Annotated in this window: 18 protein-coding genes; 6 read left to right on the top strand and 12 right to left on the bottom strand. The window is 60.1% G+C overall.

The features are described 5' to 3' along the window. Positions 1–4: 4 nt before the first annotated feature. The 4 genes from WA225_RS04100 (at position 5) to lpxC (ending at position 4,435) form a co-directional block, all read left to right on the top strand. Positions 5–871, top strand: coding sequence for a cell division protein FtsQ/DivIB (locus WA225_RS04100; RefSeq protein ID WP_422606971.1), 867 nt, complete (start codon positions 5–7; stop codon positions 869–871). 15 nt (positions 872–886) lie between these two features. Continuing rightward, positions 887–2,146 carry a cell division protein FtsA gene (ftsA, locus tag WA225_RS04095; RefSeq protein WP_064120500.1) on the top strand — a complete coding sequence of 420 codons (1,260 nt, stop codon included), beginning with the start codon at positions 887–889 and terminating at the stop codon, positions 2,144–2,146. Positions 2,147–2,214: 68 nt separating this feature from the next. Next, complete coding sequence (gene ftsZ, locus WA225_RS04090; RefSeq protein ID WP_007916986.1) at positions 2,215–3,411, top strand: cell division protein FtsZ; 1,197 nt, start codon at positions 2,215–2,217, stop codon at positions 3,409–3,411. Between the two features lie 112 nt (positions 3,412–3,523). Then, entirely contained in the window at positions 3,524–4,435 is a 912-nt protein-coding gene (lpxC, locus tag WA225_RS04085; RefSeq protein WP_007916984.1) for a UDP-3-O-acyl-N-acetylglucosamine deacetylase, read from the top strand. A gap of 202 nt (positions 4,436–4,637) precedes the next feature. On the opposite strand, the gene WA225_RS04080 is transcribed toward lpxC, so the two are convergent. The 7 genes from WA225_RS04080 to WA225_RS04050 form a co-directional block, all read right to left on the bottom strand. Beyond that, positions 4,638–6,146, bottom strand: a complete 1,509-nt coding sequence (locus tag WA225_RS04080; protein WP_422606970.1) for a sensor domain-containing diguanylate cyclase — start codon at positions 6,144–6,146, stop codon at positions 4,638–4,640. 154 nt (positions 6,147–6,300) lie between these two features. Next, positions 6,301–7,617, bottom strand: coding sequence for an OprD family porin (locus WA225_RS04075; RefSeq protein ID WP_422606969.1), 1,317 nt, complete (start codon positions 7,615–7,617; stop codon positions 6,301–6,303). A gap of 193 nt (positions 7,618–7,810) precedes the next feature. Beyond that, positions 7,811–8,032 carry a hypothetical protein gene (locus WA225_RS04070; RefSeq protein ID WP_422606968.1) on the bottom strand — a complete coding sequence of 74 codons (222 nt, stop codon included), beginning with the start codon at positions 8,030–8,032 and terminating at the stop codon, positions 7,811–7,813. Between the two features lie 327 nt (positions 8,033–8,359). Further along, a complete protein-coding gene (locus WA225_RS04065) occupies positions 8,360–9,724 on the bottom strand; it encodes a heavy metal sensor histidine kinase (RefSeq protein WP_422606967.1) in 1,365 nt (454 codons plus the stop codon). Continuing rightward, entirely contained in the window at positions 9,714–10,391 is a 678-nt protein-coding gene (locus WA225_RS04060; protein ID WP_007916978.1) for a heavy metal response regulator transcription factor, read from the bottom strand. Before WA225_RS04060 ends, WA225_RS04065 begins: the two co-directional genes overlap by 11 nt. Before the next feature lie 8 nt (positions 10,392–10,399). Then, positions 10,400–13,501 carry a multidrug efflux RND transporter permease subunit gene (locus tag WA225_RS04055; RefSeq protein WP_422606966.1) on the bottom strand — a complete coding sequence of 1,034 codons (3,102 nt, stop codon included), beginning with the start codon at positions 13,499–13,501 and terminating at the stop codon, positions 10,400–10,402. Beyond that, positions 13,498–14,658, bottom strand: a complete 1,161-nt coding sequence (locus WA225_RS04050; protein ID WP_422606965.1) for an efflux RND transporter periplasmic adaptor subunit — start codon at positions 14,656–14,658, stop codon at positions 13,498–13,500. Before WA225_RS04050 ends, WA225_RS04055 begins: the two co-directional genes overlap by 4 nt. A 1,229-nt stretch (positions 14,659–15,887) precedes the next feature. On the opposite strand from WA225_RS04050, the gene WA225_RS04045 reads away from it, so the two are divergent. Both WA225_RS04045 and WA225_RS04040 read left to right on the top strand, forming a co-directional pair. Then, complete coding sequence (locus WA225_RS04045; RefSeq protein ID WP_242206784.1) at positions 15,888–16,193, top strand: type 1 fimbrial protein; 306 nt, start codon at positions 15,888–15,890, stop codon at positions 16,191–16,193. Positions 16,194–16,304: 111 nt separating this feature from the next. Next, positions 16,305–16,544: a hypothetical protein gene (locus tag WA225_RS04040; protein ID WP_422606964.1), complete on the top strand. Its 240-nt coding sequence runs from the start codon at positions 16,305–16,307 to the stop codon at positions 16,542–16,544. A gap of 175 nt (positions 16,545–16,719) precedes the next feature. On the opposite strand, the gene WA225_RS04035 is transcribed toward WA225_RS04040, so the two are convergent. The 5 genes from WA225_RS04035 to norR form a co-directional block, all read right to left on the bottom strand. Then, positions 16,720–17,469, bottom strand: coding sequence for a YkgJ family cysteine cluster protein (locus WA225_RS04035; RefSeq protein ID WP_422606963.1), 750 nt, complete (start codon positions 17,467–17,469; stop codon positions 16,720–16,722). A gap of 83 nt (positions 17,470–17,552) precedes the next feature. Continuing rightward, positions 17,553–17,879: a hypothetical protein gene (locus WA225_RS04030; protein ID WP_422606962.1), complete on the bottom strand. Its 327-nt coding sequence runs from the start codon at positions 17,877–17,879 to the stop codon at positions 17,553–17,555. Between the two features lie 140 nt (positions 17,880–18,019). Next, entirely contained in the window at positions 18,020–18,478 is a 459-nt protein-coding gene (locus WA225_RS04025) for a GNAT family N-acetyltransferase (protein WP_422606961.1), read from the bottom strand. A 27-nt stretch (positions 18,479–18,505) separates the two neighbouring features. Continuing rightward, positions 18,506–19,408, bottom strand: coding sequence for a chemotaxis protein CheV (locus WA225_RS04020; protein WP_034156080.1), 903 nt, complete (start codon positions 19,406–19,408; stop codon positions 18,506–18,508). Between the two features lie 332 nt (positions 19,409–19,740). Further along, on the bottom strand, positions 19,741–21,300 hold the full coding sequence (norR, locus tag WA225_RS04015; RefSeq protein WP_422606960.1) for a nitric oxide reductase transcriptional regulator NorR: 1,560 nt from the start codon (positions 21,298–21,300) through the stop codon (positions 19,741–19,743). Positions 21,301–21,372 lie beyond the last annotated feature (72 nt).

Genomic DNA, 21,372 nt, shown 5'->3' with positions numbered 1-21,372 from the left:
GACGATGCAAGGCGCTCAGCTCAGACATCAGCCTCCCGCACCCGGCCGCAAGCCGGTGCCGCGGGGTGCCAGCCGCATGGTGGCGAAAGAGCCGATGTCCGCGCGCCTGCCGAAAGCCAATTTCAGCTTTCTGAAAAGTCTGTTCTGGCCAGTGCTGTTGGTCGCGCTGGGCTTTGGTACGTACGAAGGCGCGCAGCGTTTGCTGCCGTACGCCGACCGGCCGATCACCAAGATCGCCGTGCAGGGCGACCTGAGCTACATCAGCCAGCAAGCGGTGCAGCAGCGGATCGCTCCGTACGTGGCGTCGAGCTTCTTCACCATCGACTTGGCCGGCATGCGCACCGAGCTTGAGCAGATGCCGTGGATCGCCCACGCCGAAGTACGTCGGGTGTGGCCGGACCAGGTGGTGATCCGCCTCGAAGAGCAACTGCCGGTGGCGCGTTGGGGTGACGAGTCGTTGCTCAATAACCAGGGCCAGGCGTTTACGCCCAAGGAGCTGGCGAACTACGAACATCTGCCACAGCTGTTCGGCCCACAACGGGCCCAGCAGCAAGTGATGCAGCAGTATCAGGTGCTGAGCCAGATGCTGCGGCCGTTGGGCTTCTCGATTGCACGCCTGGAATTGCGTGAACGCGGGAGTTGGTTCCTGACCACCGGTGCCGGCAGTTCCGGCCCCGGCATCGAGTTGCTGCTGGGACGCGGCAACCTGGTGGAAAAGATGCGCCGCTTTATCGCCATCTATGACAAGACGCTTAAAGACCAGATTACGAACATTGCGCGCATCGATCTGCGCTACGCCAACGGCCTCGCTGTTGGCTGGCGGGAACCAGTAGCGCCGACGACAGCCCAACCCGCTGTCGCAAAGAATTAAGAAGAGGCAGGACCCATGGCAAACGTGCAAAGCGGCAAAATGATCGTCGGTCTCGATATCGGCACCTCCAAAGTGGTGGCGCTGGTCGGCGAGGTCTCCGACGACGGCACGCTGGAAATCGTCGGGATCGGTACCCATCCGTCCCGTGGCCTGAAGAAGGGCGTGGTGGTCAACATCGAGTCCACCGTGCAATCGATCCAGCGCGCGATCGAAGAAGCCCAACTGATGGCGGGCTGCCGCATTCACTCGGCGTTCGTCGGCGTGGCCGGCAATCACATCCGCAGCCTGAACTCCCACGGCATCGTCGCGATCCGCGATCGTGAAGTCAGCTCGGCTGACCTTGAGCGCGTGCTCGACGCTGCTCAGGCTGTGGCGATCCCGGCTGACCAGCGTGTGCTGCACACCCTGCCGCAGGATTACGTGATCGATAACCAGGAAGGCGTTCGCGAGCCACTGGGCATGTCCGGCGTGCGTCTGGAAGCCAAGGTTCACGTGGTCACCTGCGCCGTCAACGCCGCACAGAACATTGAAAAATGCGTGCGTCGCTGCGGTCTGGAAATCGACGACATCATTCTCGAGCAACTGGCTTCGGCCTACTCGGTGCTGACCGACGACGAGAAAGAGCTGGGCGTGTGCCTGGTCGACATCGGCGGCGGCACCACCGACATCGCGATCTTCACCGAAGGCGCGATCCGTCACACCGCAGTGATCCCGATTGCCGGTGACCAGGTGACCAACGACATCGCCATGGCGTTGCGCACCCCGACCCAGTACGCCGAAGAAATCAAGATTCGCTACGCCTGCGCCCTGGCGAAACTGGCCGGCGCCGGTGAAACCATCAAGGTGCCAAGCGTTGGCGACCGTCCACCGCGCGAACTGTCGCGTCAGGCCCTGGCCGAAGTAGTCGAGCCGCGTTACGACGAGCTGTTCACGCTGATTCAGGCCGAGCTGCGTCGCAGCGGCTACGAAGACCTGATCCCGGCCGGCATCGTCCTCACCGGTGGTACTTCGAAGATGGAAGGCGCCACTGAACTGGCCGAAGAAATCTTCCACATGCCGGTACGCCTCGGTGTGCCGCACGGTGTGAAAGGCCTGGATGACGTGGTGCGCAACCCGATTTATTCCACTGGCGTTGGCTTGTTGATGTACGGCCTGCAAAAGCAGTCCGACGGGGTTTCGTTCTCCGGCATCGGCAGTCGCGACAGCTACAGCAACGAGGAGCCACAGGCGCCGTTGCTGGACCGATTGAAGAAGTGGGTTCAAGGCAACTTCTAAAGCTTTACCGCAACACCGCAACAAAAAAGCAGTAGGCGAAAAAACTAGAGAATGTAAGGAGAGGGAAAATGTTCGAACTCGTAGACAACATCCCCGCAAGCCCGGTAATCAAAGTTATCGGTGTTGGCGGTGGCGGCGGCAACGCTGTCAATCACATGGTCAAGAGCAACATCGAAGGCGTTGAATTCATCTGCGCCAACACTGATGCTCAAGCGCTGAAAAACATCGGCGCGCGCACCATTCTGCAACTGGGCACCGGCGTGACCAAAGGTCTGGGCGCTGGCGCCAACCCTGAAGTAGGTCGTCAGGCCGCTCTCGAAGACCGTGAGCGCATTGCCGAAGTCCTGCAGGGCACCAACATGGTGTTCATCACCACTGGCATGGGCGGCGGTACCGGTACCGGTGCTGCGCCGATCATCGCCGAAGTGGCCAAGGAAATGGGCATTCTGACCGTTGCAGTCGTAACGCGTCCGTTCCCGTTCGAAGGCCGCAAGCGTATGCAGATCGCCGATGAAGGCATCCGCATGCTCTCCGAAAGCGTCGACTCGTTGATCACCATTCCCAACGAGAAGCTGCTGACCATCCTCGGTAAAGACGCCAGCCTCCTGTCGGCTTTCGCCAAGGCAGACGATGTACTGGCCGGTGCCGTTCGCGGTATCTCCGACATCATCAAGCGTCCGGGCATGATCAACGTCGACTTCGCCGACGTACGTACCGTGATGAGCGAAATGGGCATGGCGATGATGGGCACTGGCTGCGCCAGCGGTCCGAACCGTGCACGTGAAGCCACTGAAGCGGCGATCCGCAACCCGCTGCTGGAAGACGTGAACCTGCAAGGCGCACGCGGCATCCTGGTGAACATCACTGCCGGTCCTGACCTGTCCCTGGGTGAGTACTCCGACGTGGGTAGCATCATCGAGGCCTTCGCTTCCGAGCACGCGATGGTCAAGGTCGGTACCGTTATCGATCCGGACATGCGCGACGAGCTGCATGTAACTGTGGTTGCCACTGGTCTGGGCGCGAAAATCGAGAAGCCTGTCAAGGTCATCGACAACACCGTTCACACCTCCATGGCTTCCGCCCAGGTGCAACAACCGGCTGCGGCCCGTCAGGAAGCGCCAGCGGTCAACTACCGTGATCTGGACCGTCCGACCGTCATGCGCAACCAGGCTCAGGCCGGTGCTGCGGCTGCCGCGAAGATGAATCCGCAAGATGATCTGGACTACCTGGACATCCCGGCTTTCCTGCGTCGTCAGGCCGATTGATGGAATGTATCAGGGCTATGAAGGTGATTGGTGTTCAGCAAAGGCATGGTCTGCTATCATCGCCAGCCTTTGTTGATACCAGTTCGCAATTTGCGCTGAAGCGGCCCAAGCCATGATTAAACAACGCACACTGAAAAATATTATCCGTGCCACAGGTGTAGGCCTGCACTCCGGTGAGAAGGTCTATCTGACCCTCAAGCCTGCGCCTGTCGACACTGGCATTGTGTTTTGTCGCGCTGACCTCGACCCTGTGGTGCAGATTCCTGCCCGCGCGGAAAACGTCGGTGAAACCACTATGTCGACGACGCTGATTAACGGCGACGTGAAAGTGGACACGGTAGAGCACTTGCTCTCGGCCATGGCTGGCCTGGGCATCGATAACGCCTACGTCGAGCTCTCCGCGTCCGAAGTCCCGATCATGGATGGCAGCGCTGGACCTTTCGTATTCCTGATTCAATCGGCAGGCCTGGAAGAACAGGACGCCGCCAAGAAATTCATCCGCATCCTGCGTGAAGTGACAGTGGAAGACGGCGACAAGCGCGCCACTTTCGTCCCTTTCGAAGGGTTCAAGGTGAGCTTCGAGATCGATTTCGATCACCCGGTATTCCGGGACCGCACCCAAAGTGCAAGCGTGGATTTTTCCAGCACTTCGTTCGTAAAAGAAGTCAGCCGCGCCCGCACCTTTGGTTTCATGAGTGATATCGAGTACCTGCGCAAGCACAACCTCGCACTCGGCGGCAGCGTTGAAAACGCAATCGTGGTCGATGCTGATGGCGTGTTGAACGAAGACGGCCTTCGCTATGAAGACGAATTCGTGAAGCACAAGATCCTCGATGCCATTGGCGACCTGTACCTGCTGGGTAACAGCCTGATTGGTGAGTTCAAAGGCTTCAAGTCCGGTCATGCACTGAACAACCAGCTGTTGCGCAAGTTGATTGAGCAAACAGATGCTTGGGAAGTAGTGACGTTCGAAGACGCCAGTACCGCACCCATCTCTTACATGCGCCCGGTTGCGGCGGTGTAAGTAAAAAACCTCTCTAGTTTTTTGAAGGCCATCCTCGGATGGCCTTTTTTTATGCCTGTGGTTTCTCTAGTGCCTGATCCGGCCCTATCGCTGGCAAGCCAGCTCCCACAGTTTCCGGGGTGAGACACAGGATTCCAATCCACCAAATATACCTGTGGGAGCTGGCTTGCCAGCGATAGGGCCAGTCCAGGCAACACACTTATCAGGCAGCCACCACCACCCGATTGCGCCCCCTTTCCTTGGCCTGATACAACGCCTTGTCCGCCACAAACAGCAACTGCTCAAGGGTCATTTCACTCGCCGCTGTCCACGTCGCAATGCCAATACTCACCGTCATTGGCCGCTCAGCCCCGTCGACCAACGGTAACTGTTCCACCGCCAGACGAATGTGCTCGGCAATCTGCTGCGCACCGTGGCTATCAGTCTCGGCGAGAATCACCGAGAACTCCTCGCCGCCATAACGCGCGACCAGATCCGCCGGTCGCCGGACATTTTCAGTGATGACACGGGCCAGCGTCTTCAGTGCCTGATCCCCAGCCTGATGCCCATGCCGGTCATTGAATGCCTTGAAGTGATCGGCATCGATCATCATCACCGACATCGGCTTGCCCGAGCGCTGGGCGCGGAACCACTCGTGACGCAATGCTTGATCGAGCATCCGACGATTGGCTACACCGGTCAGCGCATCAGTGGCGGCCAGTTGCGCCAGTTCCCGTTCGGCCCGTTGGCGCAAACGCAATTCGCGCGCCAGCAGCCAGGTCAGCCACAACAACCCCGCGCACAGTACCCCCGTGGCGCCGCTGATCAACATCGCGGTGCGCCGCCAAGTGCCGAACACTTCATCGCTGGACAGCGCGACCATCACCGTCAGCGGCAGATTGCCGACCCGTGAGTAGGTATAGAGACGCTGTTGATGATCGATGCTCGAAACACTGTTGAAACTGCCATTGCCGTCCTTGTCGCGCAGGATCCTGATCACATTAGGCCGGTTGCCGAAGCTCTTGCCGATGGAGTCGCTTTGCAGGTAGGGCTTCTGCGCCAGCAGAACACCGTCATTGTCGATAATGTTCAGCGTGCTGCCCTTGCCGATGTCGAGGCTGTTGAACAATTGGTCGAAGTAGTCGAGTTTCATCGACGCCACGGCCACACCGGCAAACTCGCCGGTTTGCGTGGAGATCCGTCGACTGAAGCTGATCCGCCACTGGTTGGCCTCATCGCAGTCGCAACGGGTCTTGAACGGGCGGCTGATAAACATGCCGGTGTCGCGGTTGAACGCGTGGGCGAGGAAGTAATCGCGGTCGGCGAAGTTGCCCGGTTTTGGCTCGACCCGCGAAGAGTCGGCAATCACATTTCCGTGCTGGTCGAGCAGCAGAATGTCGCCCTTGAAGCGTGCCGTGGTGGAGCGGTCGAACAGCGCCAGATGACGGATCTGCGGTGAGACAGTTTGCAGATCATCGCGTTGGGCGGCAGCGATCAGGCCCTGCAAGGTCAGGTCGTACAGCTCAACCGTGCGCAGCACATCGGCGTCGATCAGTTGCGCGATGGTGGTAGCGCTGCGGGTGGCCGATTCCTGAGCATTGGCGTGCTCACGAATCAGCAGGAACGTGACGATGCACAAAATCGCGATCACGGTCAGCGAACTGCCGCAGATCAGCAGCAGCTCGGGGCGTCCGGTCTTGCCCGCAACGGGTGGGGTACGGCTCGCGATCATGATTGGGTTGTCGGTTGGGAGAGTCTTATAAGCGTAGTTGCACAACACCACCGAAGCGCTTGACACAAAATACCTGTGGGAGCGAGCTCGCTCCCACAGGTTGGGTCATTGCTTGAGCTATCGGAGTCAGTCTGCAGTCAGCTTAGCGCCGATCTTAGAAAACGTTGATCGGGTAGTCGATGATGACGCGGTACTCATCTGTATCCGAATCGATCACACCGTAGCCGTTGCCGCCGCGGTTGGTTGCCCATTGCAGGTGCACTGCCAGATCTTTGGCCTGACCGCTCTGCACCACGTACTTCAAGTCGAGGTCGCGCTCCCAGTGTTTGGCGTTGCGGCCATCGGCGCTGTACCAGTTGGAATAGCCTTTGCTGTCGGGGTCGACCTTGGTCAAGTCTACTGTTCCGCGCGAGTAGGAGACCGACGAGGTCAGTCCCGGCATGCCGACACCGGCGAAGTCATAAGCGTATTTGAGCTTCCACGAGCGCTCGTTCGGGCCGTTGAAATCGGAGTACTGCTGGGAGTTGTCGAGGTAAACGCTGTCGCCCTGGCTGATGTAATCGAAAGGCGTGTTGCCGTTGACTCGCTGATACGCGGCGGTAACGCTGTGGCTACCCACGCCGACGGTGAAGTGCAAGCTGTAGGTGTTGTTGTCGATGTTGCCGAGCAGCGCATCGCCGGTGTCTTGCGTGTGATAGAAATGCAGGCCCGGGTTGAGGCTGACCAGATCGTTCAACTGCCAGGTGTAGTCGAGGTCGTAGTAGTACTGGTTCCAGATGTCCTTGAGCTCAGAGGCATACAGGCTGCTGGTCAGGCCCTCGACACCGCTCCACGCCACGCCGGCCCAGTTCAGGTGCTGACTCTCATCACCATCAGCCAGTGTTCCATACGAAGTGCCAATGCGTGTGTGACCGCTTTGGTTGTACGGTTTGGTGAAACTGGCCTGGCCACCTTCGATCAACCAGCCGTCGAAGCTGTGGTTGCTCAGGCTCACACCACGGAAAGTCTGCGGCAGCATGCGCGTTTCACCGCCAGCGATGACCGGGTTGGTGAGGAACAGGTCACCGGCCTTCAATTCGGTATCGAACGCACGCATTTTCAGCGTGCCGCCCGCCGTGGAAAACGCCCCCGGCGCTTTGCCGCCATTCTCTCGGACCGGCAAGATGCTCGACCCGTCCGTGCCGCCGCCACCGTCGAGCTTCAGCCCGAGCATGGCGTGAGCATCGATGCCGAAACCGAGCGTGCCTTCGGTGTAACCCGACTGGAAGACCCCGAGAAACCCTTGGCCCCACTCAATGTTGTCGTCCGCTTTCTGCAAGCGGTTGCGATTCATGTAGTAGTTGCGGGCGTTGAGGTTGAGGCTCGAACCTTCGACGAAACCTTCTTTCGCAGGTTCTTCAGCGTGAGCGGCGGGGGCAATCGTTGCGGCAATTGCAATGAACAACGGGGTGAAGCGGACTGGGTAACGCACGTGCAATGGAGCTCCTTGGGTCAACTGGCGCCTCTATATCTTGAGGCGCTCGATGTTTCTTGTTGTTACAGACGAACCAAACGGCTTTCAGACCACAACGAAAAAAGGCCGCTGAAGGCAGCGGCCTGGAATGACGACGGTTGAACGGGAAGAGCCAAACAACCGCGTCGAGGGAAACGGTGCGGTGCGCGACTCAGCTGTCTTTTTCCAGCGATTGAGCCTGGGAAGTTGCAGCCTGAGGGGCCTGCGTGGCGTCTTTGGCCTTGGCCATCATTTCTGCCTGATGCTGGTCATACGCCTGAGCGCGGGCAGAATTCTGCGCCACGAACGCGTGGGATTCTTCAGCCATCGCCATCGGCGACAGGATCAATGAGGACAAAACGAAAACGCTGGCAATACCCATACTGTTGGACATCTTGAAAACCTTCTCGCTTGGCGAGTGCTGTTTGGTGCGGGCAAAGATAAGGTTGCCGGGCGTTGGGAAACAGCGTGATTTTCATAAATGACTGTTGCGCAGGAGGTAAAAGTCGAAGATCGCGGTGCGGCCAAGAGCAACCCCCTCACCCCAGCCCTCTCCCCCAGGGGGGCGAGGGGGAAAGGGAGCAGATCGGGGGCTTCCGATCGTTCCCACGCTCTGCGTGGGAATGCCTCATCGGACGCTCCGCGTTCGGCTTTGGAAGGGACGCGGAGCGTCCCGGGCTGCATTCCCACGCGGAGCGTGGGAATGATCAGTGGAGGAGGATCAGACCGGCAAATAAATCCCGAAGGTATTCATCCCCCGATCACTGCGCACAAACACATCCCCGCCATGCATCAGAGCAATCGCCTTGACGATCGCCAGTCCCAACCCATGGTTATTGCCGCTGTTACTGCGCGATGCATCGACCCGATAAAAGCGCTCGAACAAGCGTGGCAAATGCTCGCTGGCAATTGGCGAACCGGGGTTGGCCACACCGATACTCACCTGATGCTCTTCAACCTCAATGCGCACCTCTATCACCTGACCCGCCCCGGTGTGCTGCACCGCGTTGCTCAGCAAATTGATCAACGCCCGGCGCAAATGCGCGACCTCGATCTGCACCAACGCATCACCGCTGACATGCACTTCAACCTGCGCGTCTTCAAGGATGAAATCCAGATATTCCAATGTCGTCGCCACCTCGTCCGCGAGCGAAGTGGACGTGAGTTTGGTCGCCTTGTTGCCCTGATCGGCACTGGCGAGAAACAGCATGTCATTGATGATCGAGCGCAGCCGCTCCAGCTCTTCGAGATTGGATTGCAGCACTTCGAAATAGTGTTCGGCAGAGCGCCCACGGGTCAGCGCCACTTGGGTCTGGCCGATCAGATTGGTCAGCGGCGAACGCAGCTCGTGGGCGACGTCGGCGTTGAACGATTCCAGCCGCGAGTAGGCCTGCTCGACCCGTTCCAGCGTCGAGTTGAACGAATCGACAAATTGCTCAAGTTCCGGTGGCAGCGGTGACAAACGCAAGCGCCCGGCCCGCAGCGGTGGTGCCAGGCGTTGCGCTTCGTGGGACAGTTTGATCAGTGGCTTGAGGCCGATCCGCGCCACCCAATAACCCAGCGCCGACGCCATCAGCACACCAACAATCGCCAGTCCGATCAGTGCGATCAGCAGATTGTGCTGAGTCTCATGAAACGTCTCGGTATCAATGCCGATCATGAAGCGCAGCGGTGGGCGCTGATCCTTGGCCGGCAACTCGGTGAGCAACACTTTCAGCGGATAAGGATGGTCGGGCAACTGCAGGTCATGCATGCCCAGCGGGCCTTGGGCGAACGCGCGAATCGTCGCATCTGGCTGACCGTATTCATAACCCGGATCGCCGCTGACCACCCAGAAACGAATGCGTTTGTCCTCTTCGCCAAGCAGTTTCAACTTGGCGTTGATCTTCACCCAGTGCTCCGGAGTACCGAAGCGATTGAGCGCCGATTCGAGCACGCTGTAACGCGCATCCAGCTCGGCTTCCGGGAGCAATCCCAGGCCTTTGTCGACCTGTTGATACAACGCGCCGCCGATCAACAGAAACACCACTAACGCCACCAGCGTGAACATCCCGCTCAAGCGCAGCGCGATCGAGTTACTGGACACCACGGCTCTCCAGCACATAACCCATGCCGCGAATGGTGTGCAGCAGTTTCTCGTCGAACGGCCCGTCGAGCTTGGCGCGCAGGCGTTTGATCGCCACTTCGACGACGTTGGCGTCACTGTCGAAATTGATGTCCCAGACCATCTCGGCGATGGCGGTTTTCGAAAGGATTTCACCTTGCCGGCGAGCCAGCACGCTGAGCAGCGAAAACTCTTTGGCGGTCAGATCAAGCCGCGTGCCGGCGCGGGTCGCCTTGCGGCTGATCAAATCTATCCACAGGTCGGCGATGCTAACTTGCACCGGTTCATGGCCGCCACTGCGTCGGGTCAGCGCTTGCAGGCGCGCGACGAGTTCAAGGAAGGAAAACGGTTTGCCGAGGTAATCGTCGGCACCGTCGCGCAGGCCTTTGATGCGGTCTTCGACGCGCTCGCGGGCGGTGAGCATGATCACCGGGGTCTGCTTGCGCGCACGCAATGCGCGCAGTACGCCGAAGCCATCGAGGCCCGGCAACATGACGTCGAGGACGATCACCGCGTAGTCGCTTTCCAGCGCCAGATGCAGGCCTTCGACGCCGTCGCGAGCCAGATCCACGGTGTATCCCTGTTCCGTCAGACCGCGGTGCAGATAGTCCGCGGTTTTTTCCTCGTCTTCGATAATCAGAACGCGCATGACCCGCCTCAGTCTGTGGTTGCTAGCGCTGGTAAAGGCGCGGGCTTAGGCCGATGGAACAGCCGCTCAAGCCACAAGTATATGACTGGAGTGGTAAACAACGTCAGCATCTGGCTGACCAGCAAACCGCCGACTACGGCGATGCCCAGCGGCTGGCGCAGTTCGGCGCCGGTGCCGTAGCCGAGCATCAGCGGCAGGGCGCCGAGCAGGGCGGCGAGGGTGGTCATGATGATCGGCCGGAACCGCGTGATGCACGCCTCGAAAATCGCCTCCTGTGGCGACAAGCCTCGATGGCGCTGCGCTTCGAGCGCGAAGTCGATCATCAGGATGCCGTTCTTCTTGACGATACCGATCAGCAACACCAGGCCGATCAACGCCATGATCGAAAAGTCCTGGCCGCAGATCCACAGCATGATCACCGCACCCAAACCTGCCGCCGGCAATGTCGAAATGATCGTCAGCGGATGCACGAAGCTTTCATAAAGCACACCGAGAATGATGTACACCGCCACCAGCGCCGCGAGAATCAGCCATGGCTGACTGGCCAGCGAACTCTGGAACGCCTGCGCCGCGCCCTGGAAATTGCCACTGATCGCCGTCGGCATGCCGATCTCGGCCTTGGCCTGATTGAGCAGAATCACCGCGTCGCCCAACGCCACGCCGGGCGCGAGGTTGAACGACAGGTTGGCGGCGGGGAACATGCCGTCATGGGCAATCGACAACGGGCCGATGGTCGGCGCATCGAATTTGGCCAGCGCCGACAGCGGCACCATCTCGCCACTCAGCGGCGAGCGCAGGTAGAAATAATTCAGGCTTTCCGCTTTGCCGCGCTGCTTGGTATCCAGTTCCAGAATCACGTTGTACTGGTTGACCTGAGTCTGGAATTCGTTGATCTGGCGTTGGCCGAAGGCGTCGTACAGCGCCTCGTCGACGTCGCTCGCGGTCAGGCCGAAACGGGCCGCGGCGCTGCGGTCGATGCTGATGTGGGTGATGCTGCCGCCCAGTTGCAGGTCGTTGGAAATGTCGCGGAACGCCGGGTTGCTGCGCAGTTTTTCGGTGAGGCGCTGCGTCCATGTGGCGAGGGTCGCGCCGTCATTACTCTTGAGCACGTATTGATATTGCGCGCGGCTCGGGCCGGAACTGAGGTTGATGTCCTGGCCGGCGCGCAGGTACAGCACGATGCCGGGGACTTTCATCAGTTGCGGACGGATGCGGTCGATAAACTGGCTGGCGCTGACGTCACGGTCGCCGCGTTTCTTCAAAGCGATCCAGAAGCGGCCGTTGGCGATGGTCTGGTTGCTGCCGGACACGCCGACCGAGTGGGAAAACGCCTGCACGGCCGGATCGGCGGCGACGATTTCGGCCATCGCCAGGTGTTTTTTCACCATGTCGCCGTAGGAGATATCCGCAGCCGCTTCGGTGGTGCCGAGGACGAAACCGGTGTCCTGCACCGGGAAGAAACCTTTGGGGATAAAGATGTAACCACCGATGGCCATGGCCAGCGATAAACCGAACACGCCGATCATCAATTTCTGATGGGCGAGGGCGCGACGCAGGCCTTTCTCGTACCAGCCGAGCAAGCGTTCGCTGAAGCCCGGTTTGGCGTGGGCGTGATGCACCGGTTTGCGCATGAACAGCGCCGCCAGCGTCGGCGCCAGAGTCAGCGAGACCACCACGGAAATCATGATGGTCGAGGTCGCAGTCAGGGCGAATTCCTTGAACAGTCGCCCGACCACACCGCCCATGAACAGCAGCGGAATAAACGCCGCCACCAGCGAGAAACTGATCGAGACCACGGTGAAACCGATCTCGCCTGCACCCTTGATGGCCGCTTCGCGCATGTCGTCGCCGGCCTCCAGATGCCGGTGGATGTTCTCCACCACGACGATGGCATCGTCGACCACAAACCCCACGGCCACCACGATCGCCACCAGCGTCAGGTTGTTCAGGCTGAAACCGAGGATATACATCAGGGCGAAACTGGCGATCAGCGATACGCCGAGCACCGCCGAGACAATCAGGGTCGCCGACAACTGACGCAGGAACAGCGCCATCACCGCGACTACCAACATGATCGCAATCAACAGGGTGATCTCGACTTCATGCAGGGATGCGCGAATGGTCTGGGTACGGTCGATCAGGGTTTTCACTTGCACCGAGGCCGGCAACATCGCTTCGAGGCCGGGCAGGGCGGCTTGAATGCGGTCGACGGTTTCGACGATGTTGGCGCCGGGCTGGCGCGAGATCACCAGGTTCACCCCGGGTTGATCACCGGCCCACGCTTGCACGTAGGCATCTTCCGAACCGTTGACGACTTTGGCGACATCGCGCAGGTGAACCGGCGCGCCATCCTTGTAGGAAACGATGAGTTGGCTGTAGTCCTCGGGGTGGAACAACTGGTCGTTGGTCGACAGCGTCGAAATGCTCGATTCGCCGTACAGCGCACCTTTGGCCAGGTTGAGGCTGGTCTGCTGGATCGCCAGACGAATGTCGGCGAGGGTCAGGCCGATCGCCGCGAGTTTGTCCGCCGAGGCTTGCACGCGAATCGCCGGACGTTGCTGACCGGTGATGTTGATTTGTCCTACGCCGTCGATCTGACTGATCTGACGCGAGAGCAGGGTTTCCACCAGATCGCTGAGTTCGGTGCCGGGCATTTGCGTCGAGCTGACACTGAGGATCAGCACCGGGCTGTCGGCCGGGTTGACCTTCTTCCAGGTTGGCAGCGTCGGCATGTCCTTGGGCAGTTTGCCGGCGGCGGTGTTGATCGCCGCTTGGACTTCTTGCGCAGCAGTGTCGATGCTTTTATCGAGGGTGAATTGCAGGGTCAGCAGGCTTGAGCCCAGTGCGCTGCTCGACGTCATCTGGGTCATGCCGGGGATGGCGCTGAATTGCACCTCCAGCGGCGTGGCCACGGACGAGGCCATGGTGTCGGGGCTGGCGCCGGGCAACTGCGCGGAGACCTGGATTGTAGGGAACTCCGCTTCCGGCAGTGGGGCGATTGGCAGGCGCGGGAAGGCAATGGCGCCGACCAGCACCAGGGCGATGGTCAGCAGAATGGTTGCGACCGGGTGATCGATGCACCACGTGGAGACGCCTTTGTGCGCCTTCATGGTTTCGGCTCCGCTTGCACCACCTGCGCCGGTTCGGTCATGACTTGCACCGTGGAACCCGGTTTAAGGCGTGATTGGCCGTCGGTGACCAGTACATCGCCGGCCTTCACGCCTTTGATGATGTCCTGGCCGCTGCCTTGGTAAACCATCTGCACTTGCACGGCTTCAACCTTGTCGCCATTGACTCGGTAAACGAAGTGTTGGTCGAGACCACGTTGTACGACGGTGGGCGGAACCACCAGCGCATCTTTGTCGAGGGCTGTCTGAATTTTTACCGTGACCAGGAAGCCGGGCCAGAGCTTCTGGCTGGCGTTGTCGAATTCGGCCTTGGCGCGGATGGTGCCGGTGTTGGCGTTGATCTGGTTGTCGATCAGGGTCAGGTGACCTTCGCCGAGCAGGTTGCCGGTTTCGCCATCGGTGTCGGCGCCGATGTAGGCCTTGACCTGGGCGCGTTGCGGATCGCTGATCAGGCCTTGCAGGGTCGGCAGCATTTGCTGCGGCAGCGAAAACTCGACGGCGATCGGGTCGATCTGGGTGACGGTGAACAGGCCGGCGGTGTCGGTCATGCGCAGGAAGTTGCCTTCGTCGACGGTACGAATACCGACGCGACCGGTAACCGGGGAGCGGATCTGCGTGTAGGAAAGTTGTACTTGTGCCGCATCAATAGAGGCCTGGTTGCCTTGGGCGGTGGCCTTCAACTGGTTGACCAAGGCTTGTTGCTGGTCGTAGGTCTGTTTCGAGATGCCGTCGTCGACGGTGAGCAACTTGTAGCGCTTGAGGTTGACCAGGGCGACTTGCAGTTGCGCCTGGCTTTCGCCCAGTTGGGCGCGGGCCTGGTCGAGGCTGGCGCGGATGGAGCGGTCGTCGATGGTGGCTAGCAGGTCGCCTGCTTTGACGAGTTGGCCTTCTTTGACGAGGATTCTGGTGAGGATGCCGTCTATTTGTGGGCGCACTACGACGCTGTGTAATGAGAGTACGGAGCCGATGCCACTGGTGTAGCGGGGGACGTCTTTTTCGCTGACCGCTATGACTCGCACGGGGATTGCTGTGGGGGTGGCGAGTTTGGTGGGGGCGGGTTTCAGGGCGTACCACAGACCTGCGCCTGCGAGGACGATCAATAGGGTGGCGAGCAGGGCTTTGTTCTTTTGGATTCGCATGCGGGGTGGGCGCCGGACGGATTTTGGGCAGGGTTAGGGTCTTTATAAACTTGTTTGGGGGTCAGGAGGGTGACGGCTAGCTGTCGGCGCTGTCAGTTTTCTCTGTGTATATCCGTTGCTGCGGGTGTGGCTGATTACGGTTCCGCCCTTACGGCGGGTCACTTTTTCCAGACGCCGAAAAAGTAACCAAAAAGGCTTGCTCCTACGTGCGGCCCGCTCGCTGGGGCTCGGGGTTCCTTCGCTGCGGGATCGATCCGGGCGCAGCGCCTACGGTTTGCTGCGCTGCACCTCCTCTCGCTGTGTTTGGCTGCGCCAAACGGTCGCTACGCTCCCACGCCCGGATCAATCCCTCCACTCAGCCTTCCGACGTCGCCCGTGGATCAAGATCAAGATCAAGAGCAGGCGAGCTGACACTCGGCCTATTGAGTGGTGAAGAGCGGGTGTTCGGCTTTGGTTAGGTGTTGGATTTGCCCCTCACCCCAGCCCTCTCCCGAGGGAGAGGGAGCCGATTTGTGTGTTTTTCAAAGTCTGAGTTCAACGCGGTATTGCACGTCGGCGTATCTCTTCCAGTCCACGCGGTCAGTTCCCTCTCCCTACGGGCGGTCCGACGTTTCGGGAGGGCTAGGGTGAGGGGCTTTTGATCTGTTTCATAATCTGAGTTCAACACGGTATCGCACGTCGACGTAGCTATCCCAAACAACTCGGTCAGTCCCCTCTCCCTCCGGGAGAGGGCTAGGGTGAGGGTTGGCTTTTGGCTGTTTAAATTTGTGTCAAATAACCAGAACCTTCCCACAAGGTTTTCAGGTTGTCCGTCGGACGCGCGCTCTCTAGTCTCTGGTTGTCGCCGAAAACTCGGTGATCGGGTGTGAGAACCCTGAAAAATTAGTGATTCAGTCCATCAGTCCGCATAATTGCCGGCGGCTTGTCCGCTGCTTGCAAGTGCTTCATGGCGGCTATGTGCGGGCAGACTTCGGTCTGGCCGGTTTCCTATTTTTCCGGTTTCTCACCCCGCACATAGCTGCCACCCACTTCGCCGCGTGAGAAACGGACGTCTGATTGGGCACCGCGTCTCTAACGGCCATTTTTTGTTAAGCAGTCCCAAAAAGGGACCGATCAGTCCCAATCAGGGACTTATTTGCCCACTAAGCTTCTCAAGATCCGTCCCAGCACGCGGATAAACATTGTGTAGCCCGGGTTCTCTGGGCCGCTCATCCCGGGAGTGTCTTGAAATGAAGCTGAAAACCGCTCTGCCGTCTGTGCTTCTCTTGCTTCCACTCGCAGCCTTCGCTGCGCCTGCCAGTCAATCCGGCGAGATCCGCTTCACCGGGCAAATCGTTGACTCGGGCTGTCAGGTCGGACCGGTCGGGGCGTTTGCGTCTCGTGAGTCTCGCCAGATTGAAATCAAGCCCGGCGTGAAAGTCGATGTCGACACTGAGCGCAACGCCTGCAGTCATCAGGCGCTGCCGATTTCCATGCGCTACGAAGCGCTGAAGACCTCGACCGACAAAGGCATCGTCATCATCAGTTACCTGTAAACCGTTCGGCGTGCGCTGCAAATCTTCAGGTGCCGAGCCATGGCGCACAGGTATACTGCGCGCCTTCGCGGCTCACTGATCGGGCCCGACTTTTTGCTTTCCGGAGCTTTTATGACTTCCCCGACCCTGCCGCCGGTTGACGACGCCGTGAGCGATGTCTCGGCTGAACTGGCCGATACCAGCGACAACAAAGCCGATATCCCGGCGTTCAAATTTCCTTTCAAACCGGGCGAACTGGCTTCTGCCAAAGGCTCGAACCAGCCGTGGTACAAAAACGGCGCCAAGAACGGCCACACCAAGACCCCGGGCATGGCGCCGCCGGGCACCCGTCGTTCGATGGGCAAGCGCTGAGTTTTAATCCCGCCTGCGCTCAACGCGGCGATTGATACTGCCTGTGCCGGCCCTTTCGCTGGCAAGCCAGCTCCCAAAGGGTTCTCTGTCGTACACAAATTATGTGAACGCCCGAGATACCTCTGGGAGCTGGCTTGCCAGCGATGAGGCCCGGGCGGACGCTAAAGAATCTGGATCAAGCCGCACGCAGCGAAATGAACGCATACGTCTGCGCTGGTTCAGTCACCACCTGTGCCCCGGCTGCCAACACTTGCCCGGCCACATCATCCCCGGACACATGAAACGCCCACTCACTCGGCGCAGTCGTCAGTGGCTGCGCGCGCACCTGATTGATCACGGCCGCAAACGCATCCATATTCGGCAAATACGCGGTAAACCCGTCACCCTTCAGCGCCGTGGTGCGAATCCCGAGCATCGCGCAGATCGCCTCCTTGATGCCGATGTCATCACGATCCGCCTGGCGAGAGCGTTGAATCAACTCCACCAGTTCCTGATCAACCAACTCGCCCCCGGCAATCAACACCGGTCCCTGTTGCCACGACTCCGGTGGACAATCCTTGGCGTCGGGGTTAAGCGGGATATGCGGATTGATTTCTGCCGGATAAATGCGGCACACCAATGGCCGCCGCTCGTAGATCCGGCACAGCTTGTCCTCGTCAAGATTCCGACAGGGGCCGACGTTGTACGCGGCGAAGGTGATTGCCACATGGGCGTCTGTCGCGCCGCTGCGAACGACCGCTGAGCGACGTTCGGCGTGTTCCCGCTGCTGCGCCGGCAAACCCAGGCCATTACCAAGAAAAGCCTCGACCAGCACGATCACCTGACCGCCATCCGCCGCCCACATGCGGGCTTCGGCCAGAGTCAACGGGACATGGTGGTCGGTGCAGCATTTGCCGCAGCCTACGCAGGAAAACGTCGTATTCATTGAGCGATCTGTCTTCAATCAGGGTGTTAAACGGTGGCGGAAAACCACCGCACAGAACTGGATCGAAGCAAGTTATGCGCCATTCACTGGGTTTTAACGGGCGGGCGGATCGAGTCCCACTCCGTGACGAAGGCGGTTTTCGACTGTTTGTTGTACAGACACAGTTCGGTGCCTTGCTGACCTTTCATGTGTTTTTGCGGGTATTGGCCTTGCAGCAGAACGGCGGTGTAGCCGACGCGGTCGTCGAATTGGGCGGGGGTGCCGACCGGTTTGGCGTTTTTCAGGCCGCTGGCCTTGGTGCAACTGGCGAGCACGGTTTTGTCGTAGGCAGCCCAGGCGTCGGGGCTGGAGGCGTGGGCTTGAGAGGCGAGGGCGGTGAGGCAGAGCAGGCTTGCAGTGATGGCTTTCATGGTGGGCATCCTTGGTCGTGGGTGGCCAAGGTTGGAGTGTGCTTGAGGGGGAAAGTTGTCTTTGAGGCCGCCATCGCTGGCAAGCCAGCTCCCACAGGTTTTGTGAACGCCGCCAATCTCTGTAGGGCGATAACGGACTTTCAGTCCGGCACCAGCTCGCGGCGGACCACATACATCCCGGCACTTTCATACAAGCGCTGCGCCCGCAGGTTGTCTTCCAGCACTTTCAAATCGACAAAACCTTCGCGCCGTTGCTGAAACACCTTGAATGCATTGAGCAGCAGTGTGCGGCCCAGCCCCCGTCCCTGAGCGCGCGGATGCACCACCAGATTCTTGATGTAGGCACTGGTCCAGCACTGCGCCACGCCAATCACGCCGTCGGCATCGTGGGCGATGACACACAGCGTCGGATCGTATTCGGGATCGGACTCAAACCGCCGCTGCCAGTCTTCCAGCGGCGGTACGCGACCACCGCCATCGCGGTATCCGAGTTGCATCAACTGATGCACCGCTGGCGCCAGTTCTGCGCGGTAGACGCAGCATTCGATGCCTGACGGCCATTGCGCCTGCGGCACGACTTCACTCAAGTCGCGCCGCATCAAAAGACAATATCTTTCAGCCAAGACTCAGTGCCCTTGGGCGGCGACGTGTTTGGCCGCTTCGATCAGGCAGTGGGTCAGTTCCGGCGAGGAGAACTTGGTCAGCACGCCGTTCGCCCCGGCCAGCCGCGCTTTCTCGCTGTTCATCGCGCTGTCGAGCGAGGTGTGCAGCAGCACGTACAAGTGGGCGAAGTCCGGCGTCTCGCGCAGGGTGCGGGTGAAGGCGTAGCCGTCCATTTCGGACATTTCGATGTCGGAGACGATCAGGTTGATCTGCTGCGCGGTGCCTTGCAGGTCGAGCAGGCAGTCGATGGCTTCCTTGGCGCTACGTGCGGTGTGGCATTGCAGGCCGAGGTTGCGCAGGGTGTGCACCGATTGCTGCAGCGCCACCTGGCTGTCGTCGACCACCAGAATCCGCGCGTTGCCGAGTACGTCGGCGTCTTCCATGCTCAGGTCGGTCGGGGCCATTTCGATCTGCGCCGGGGCGATGCTGTGGATAACCTTTTCGATGTCCAGCACCTGCACCAGCGTGCCGTCCACCGAGGTCACGCCGGTGATGTAGGCGCGCGAGCCACCGGAGCCGAATGGCGGCGGTTTGATGTCGGTGGTCAGGCAGTGAACGATTTTGCTCACCGCTTGTACGTGCAGGCCCTGCTTCGAACGGCTGACGTCGGTGACGATCAGGCAGCCACCGTTCGGGTCTTCCAGCGGCCGCTCGCCGATGGCACGGCTGAGGTCGATGACCGACAGCGAGGCGCCGCGCAGGGTGGCGATGCCTTTGACGTGCGGGTGCGACTCCGGCAGTTTGGTCAGCGGCGGGCAGGGGATGATTTCACTGACTTTCAGCAGGTTGATCGCCATCAACTTGCCGCTGCGCAAGGTAAACAGCAGAAGCGAAAGTGAGTCTGCGCGGGCTTTGGTGGAGGACATATGAACCTTCTGTGGAAAGGTGGTGGGCGAGGGTGTAAATCGCCAGAAACTATTGATGCCGGGTTATCGGCGTTAAAGGTGTGGGCTTTAGGTTAGTTGTCGGGTGGCGTTTCGATCAAAAGCCAAAGCCAAAGCCCCTCATCGGAACGCCGCCCGCCCAGCCCTCTCCCGGAGGGAGAGGGGGCCGACCGAGTTGTTCGATGTTATGCATCGACCTGAGAAACCGAGTTGATTATGGATTCGGCAAAGCAGGGTCACGTCGGCGGAACTCTTCAATATCCCCCAATCAGTCCCCTCTCCCTCCGGGAGAGGGCTAGGGTGAGGGTGTGCTTTTAGCTCTTCATGCCCAGACGTTTAGCCATGCGCCCCAGATTCGCCCGATCCAGCCCCAACTCCCGCGCCGCGCTCGCCCAATTATCCTGATTGCGTTCCAGCGCCGCACTGATCAACCGCCGCTGATACTGCTCGGTCGCACTGCGCAAATCCCCGCTGACCAGCGGCATCTCAGCCACCGCACCGGCAACCGCCTCAACCGAGTTATCCACAACCTCGCGCGGCAAATCCAGATCCGCCGCACTCAAACTGAGAATCTTCGGCCGCACCTTGCAGTTGCCCAGAGCCTTCAACGCACTGCGGCCGATCAAGTGTTCCAGCTCACGCACATTGCCCGGCCACGTGTAGGCGAGCAGCGCTTCCTGAGCGTCGCTGTTCAGGCGCAGGCTGTTGAGGCCCATGCGCGAGCGGTTCTGCTCGAGGAAGAAACCACTGAGCAACAACACATCGCGGCCGCGATCACGCAGCGCCGGTACGCGCAAAGGGTAGACGCTGAGGCGATGGTAGAAGTCAGCGCGATAGCGACCGCTGCGCACCTCTTCGGCGAGGTCGCGGTTAGTCGCGGCAATCAGGCGCACATCGACCTGATGCTCCTTGTCCGACCCCAACCGTTGCAACTGGCCGCTTTGCAAAACGCGGAGCAATTTCGCCTGCACGGTCAGCGACAACTCGCCGACCTCATCGAGAAACAGCGTGCCGCCATTGGCCAGTTCGAACTTGCCGCGACGGTCGCTGGTGGCGCCGGTGAAGGCGCCGCGCACGTGGCCGAACAATTCGCTTTCGACCAGGGTGTCGGGGAGGGCGGCGCAGTTGAGGCTGATGATCGGTTGGTCGGCCCTTGGCGAGGCGGCGTGAATCGCTTGCGCGACCAGCTCTTTGCCAACCCCGGTTTCGCCGGTGATCAACACGGTCAGATCACTGCCGCCGACCAGTTTGATTTCCTCGACCAGTTTTTTCAGTGCCTTGCTCTGACCGATCATTTCGCGGTTCTGCTGACCGCTGGCCTGGCGATACACCTCGGCGCGCTGGTGTTCGTCTTCAGCGCGATTGGCCAGGCGTTGAATGCGTTCGGCAGCGTTGACCGTGGCTGAGGCGAGGCTGGCGAAAGCTTGCAGGGCGTCGAGCTCGATCGGCTCGAAACGTTCAGGATCGAGGGCGTCGAGGGTAATCAGGCCCCAGAGTTTTTCATCGACAAACAAAGGACAGCCGAGGCAATCGTGGACTTCGAGGTGTTCGTCGAGGCCATCGACCAGACCGTCATATGGATCGGGCAAGTCGCTGTCGGCGGCGAAGCGCGTGGGTCCGGCGCCGCTCAGCAAAATTTCAAAGCGCGGATGCTCGCTGACTTTAAAGCGTCGGCCGAGGGTGTCAGTGCTCAAACCGTCCACCGCCAGCGGCACCAGCGCTTCGCCGTCGAGGCGCAACAACGCCGCCGCATCGCAGGGCAGCAGGGCGCGCATGGCTTCGAGCAGGCGTCGGTAACGTTCGCCTTCCGGAAGTTCGCGGGACAGGTCGGAGACTAGAGGAAGCAGCGCAGTGAGCAGGGATTTGGCGGTCATGGGCTCGTAGTCAAAGAGACAAGATGTAGTCGGGATGACTATAAAGGTCGTTGAGTCTTTATGACTACTTAG

Source organism: Pseudomonas sp. (assembly GCF_049300855.1).
Lineage (GTDB): Bacteria > Pseudomonadota > Gammaproteobacteria > Pseudomonadales > Pseudomonadaceae > Aquipseudomonas.
Note: the sequence above shows the minus strand (reverse complement) of the source record. Positions and strands in the feature narration are given on the sequence as shown.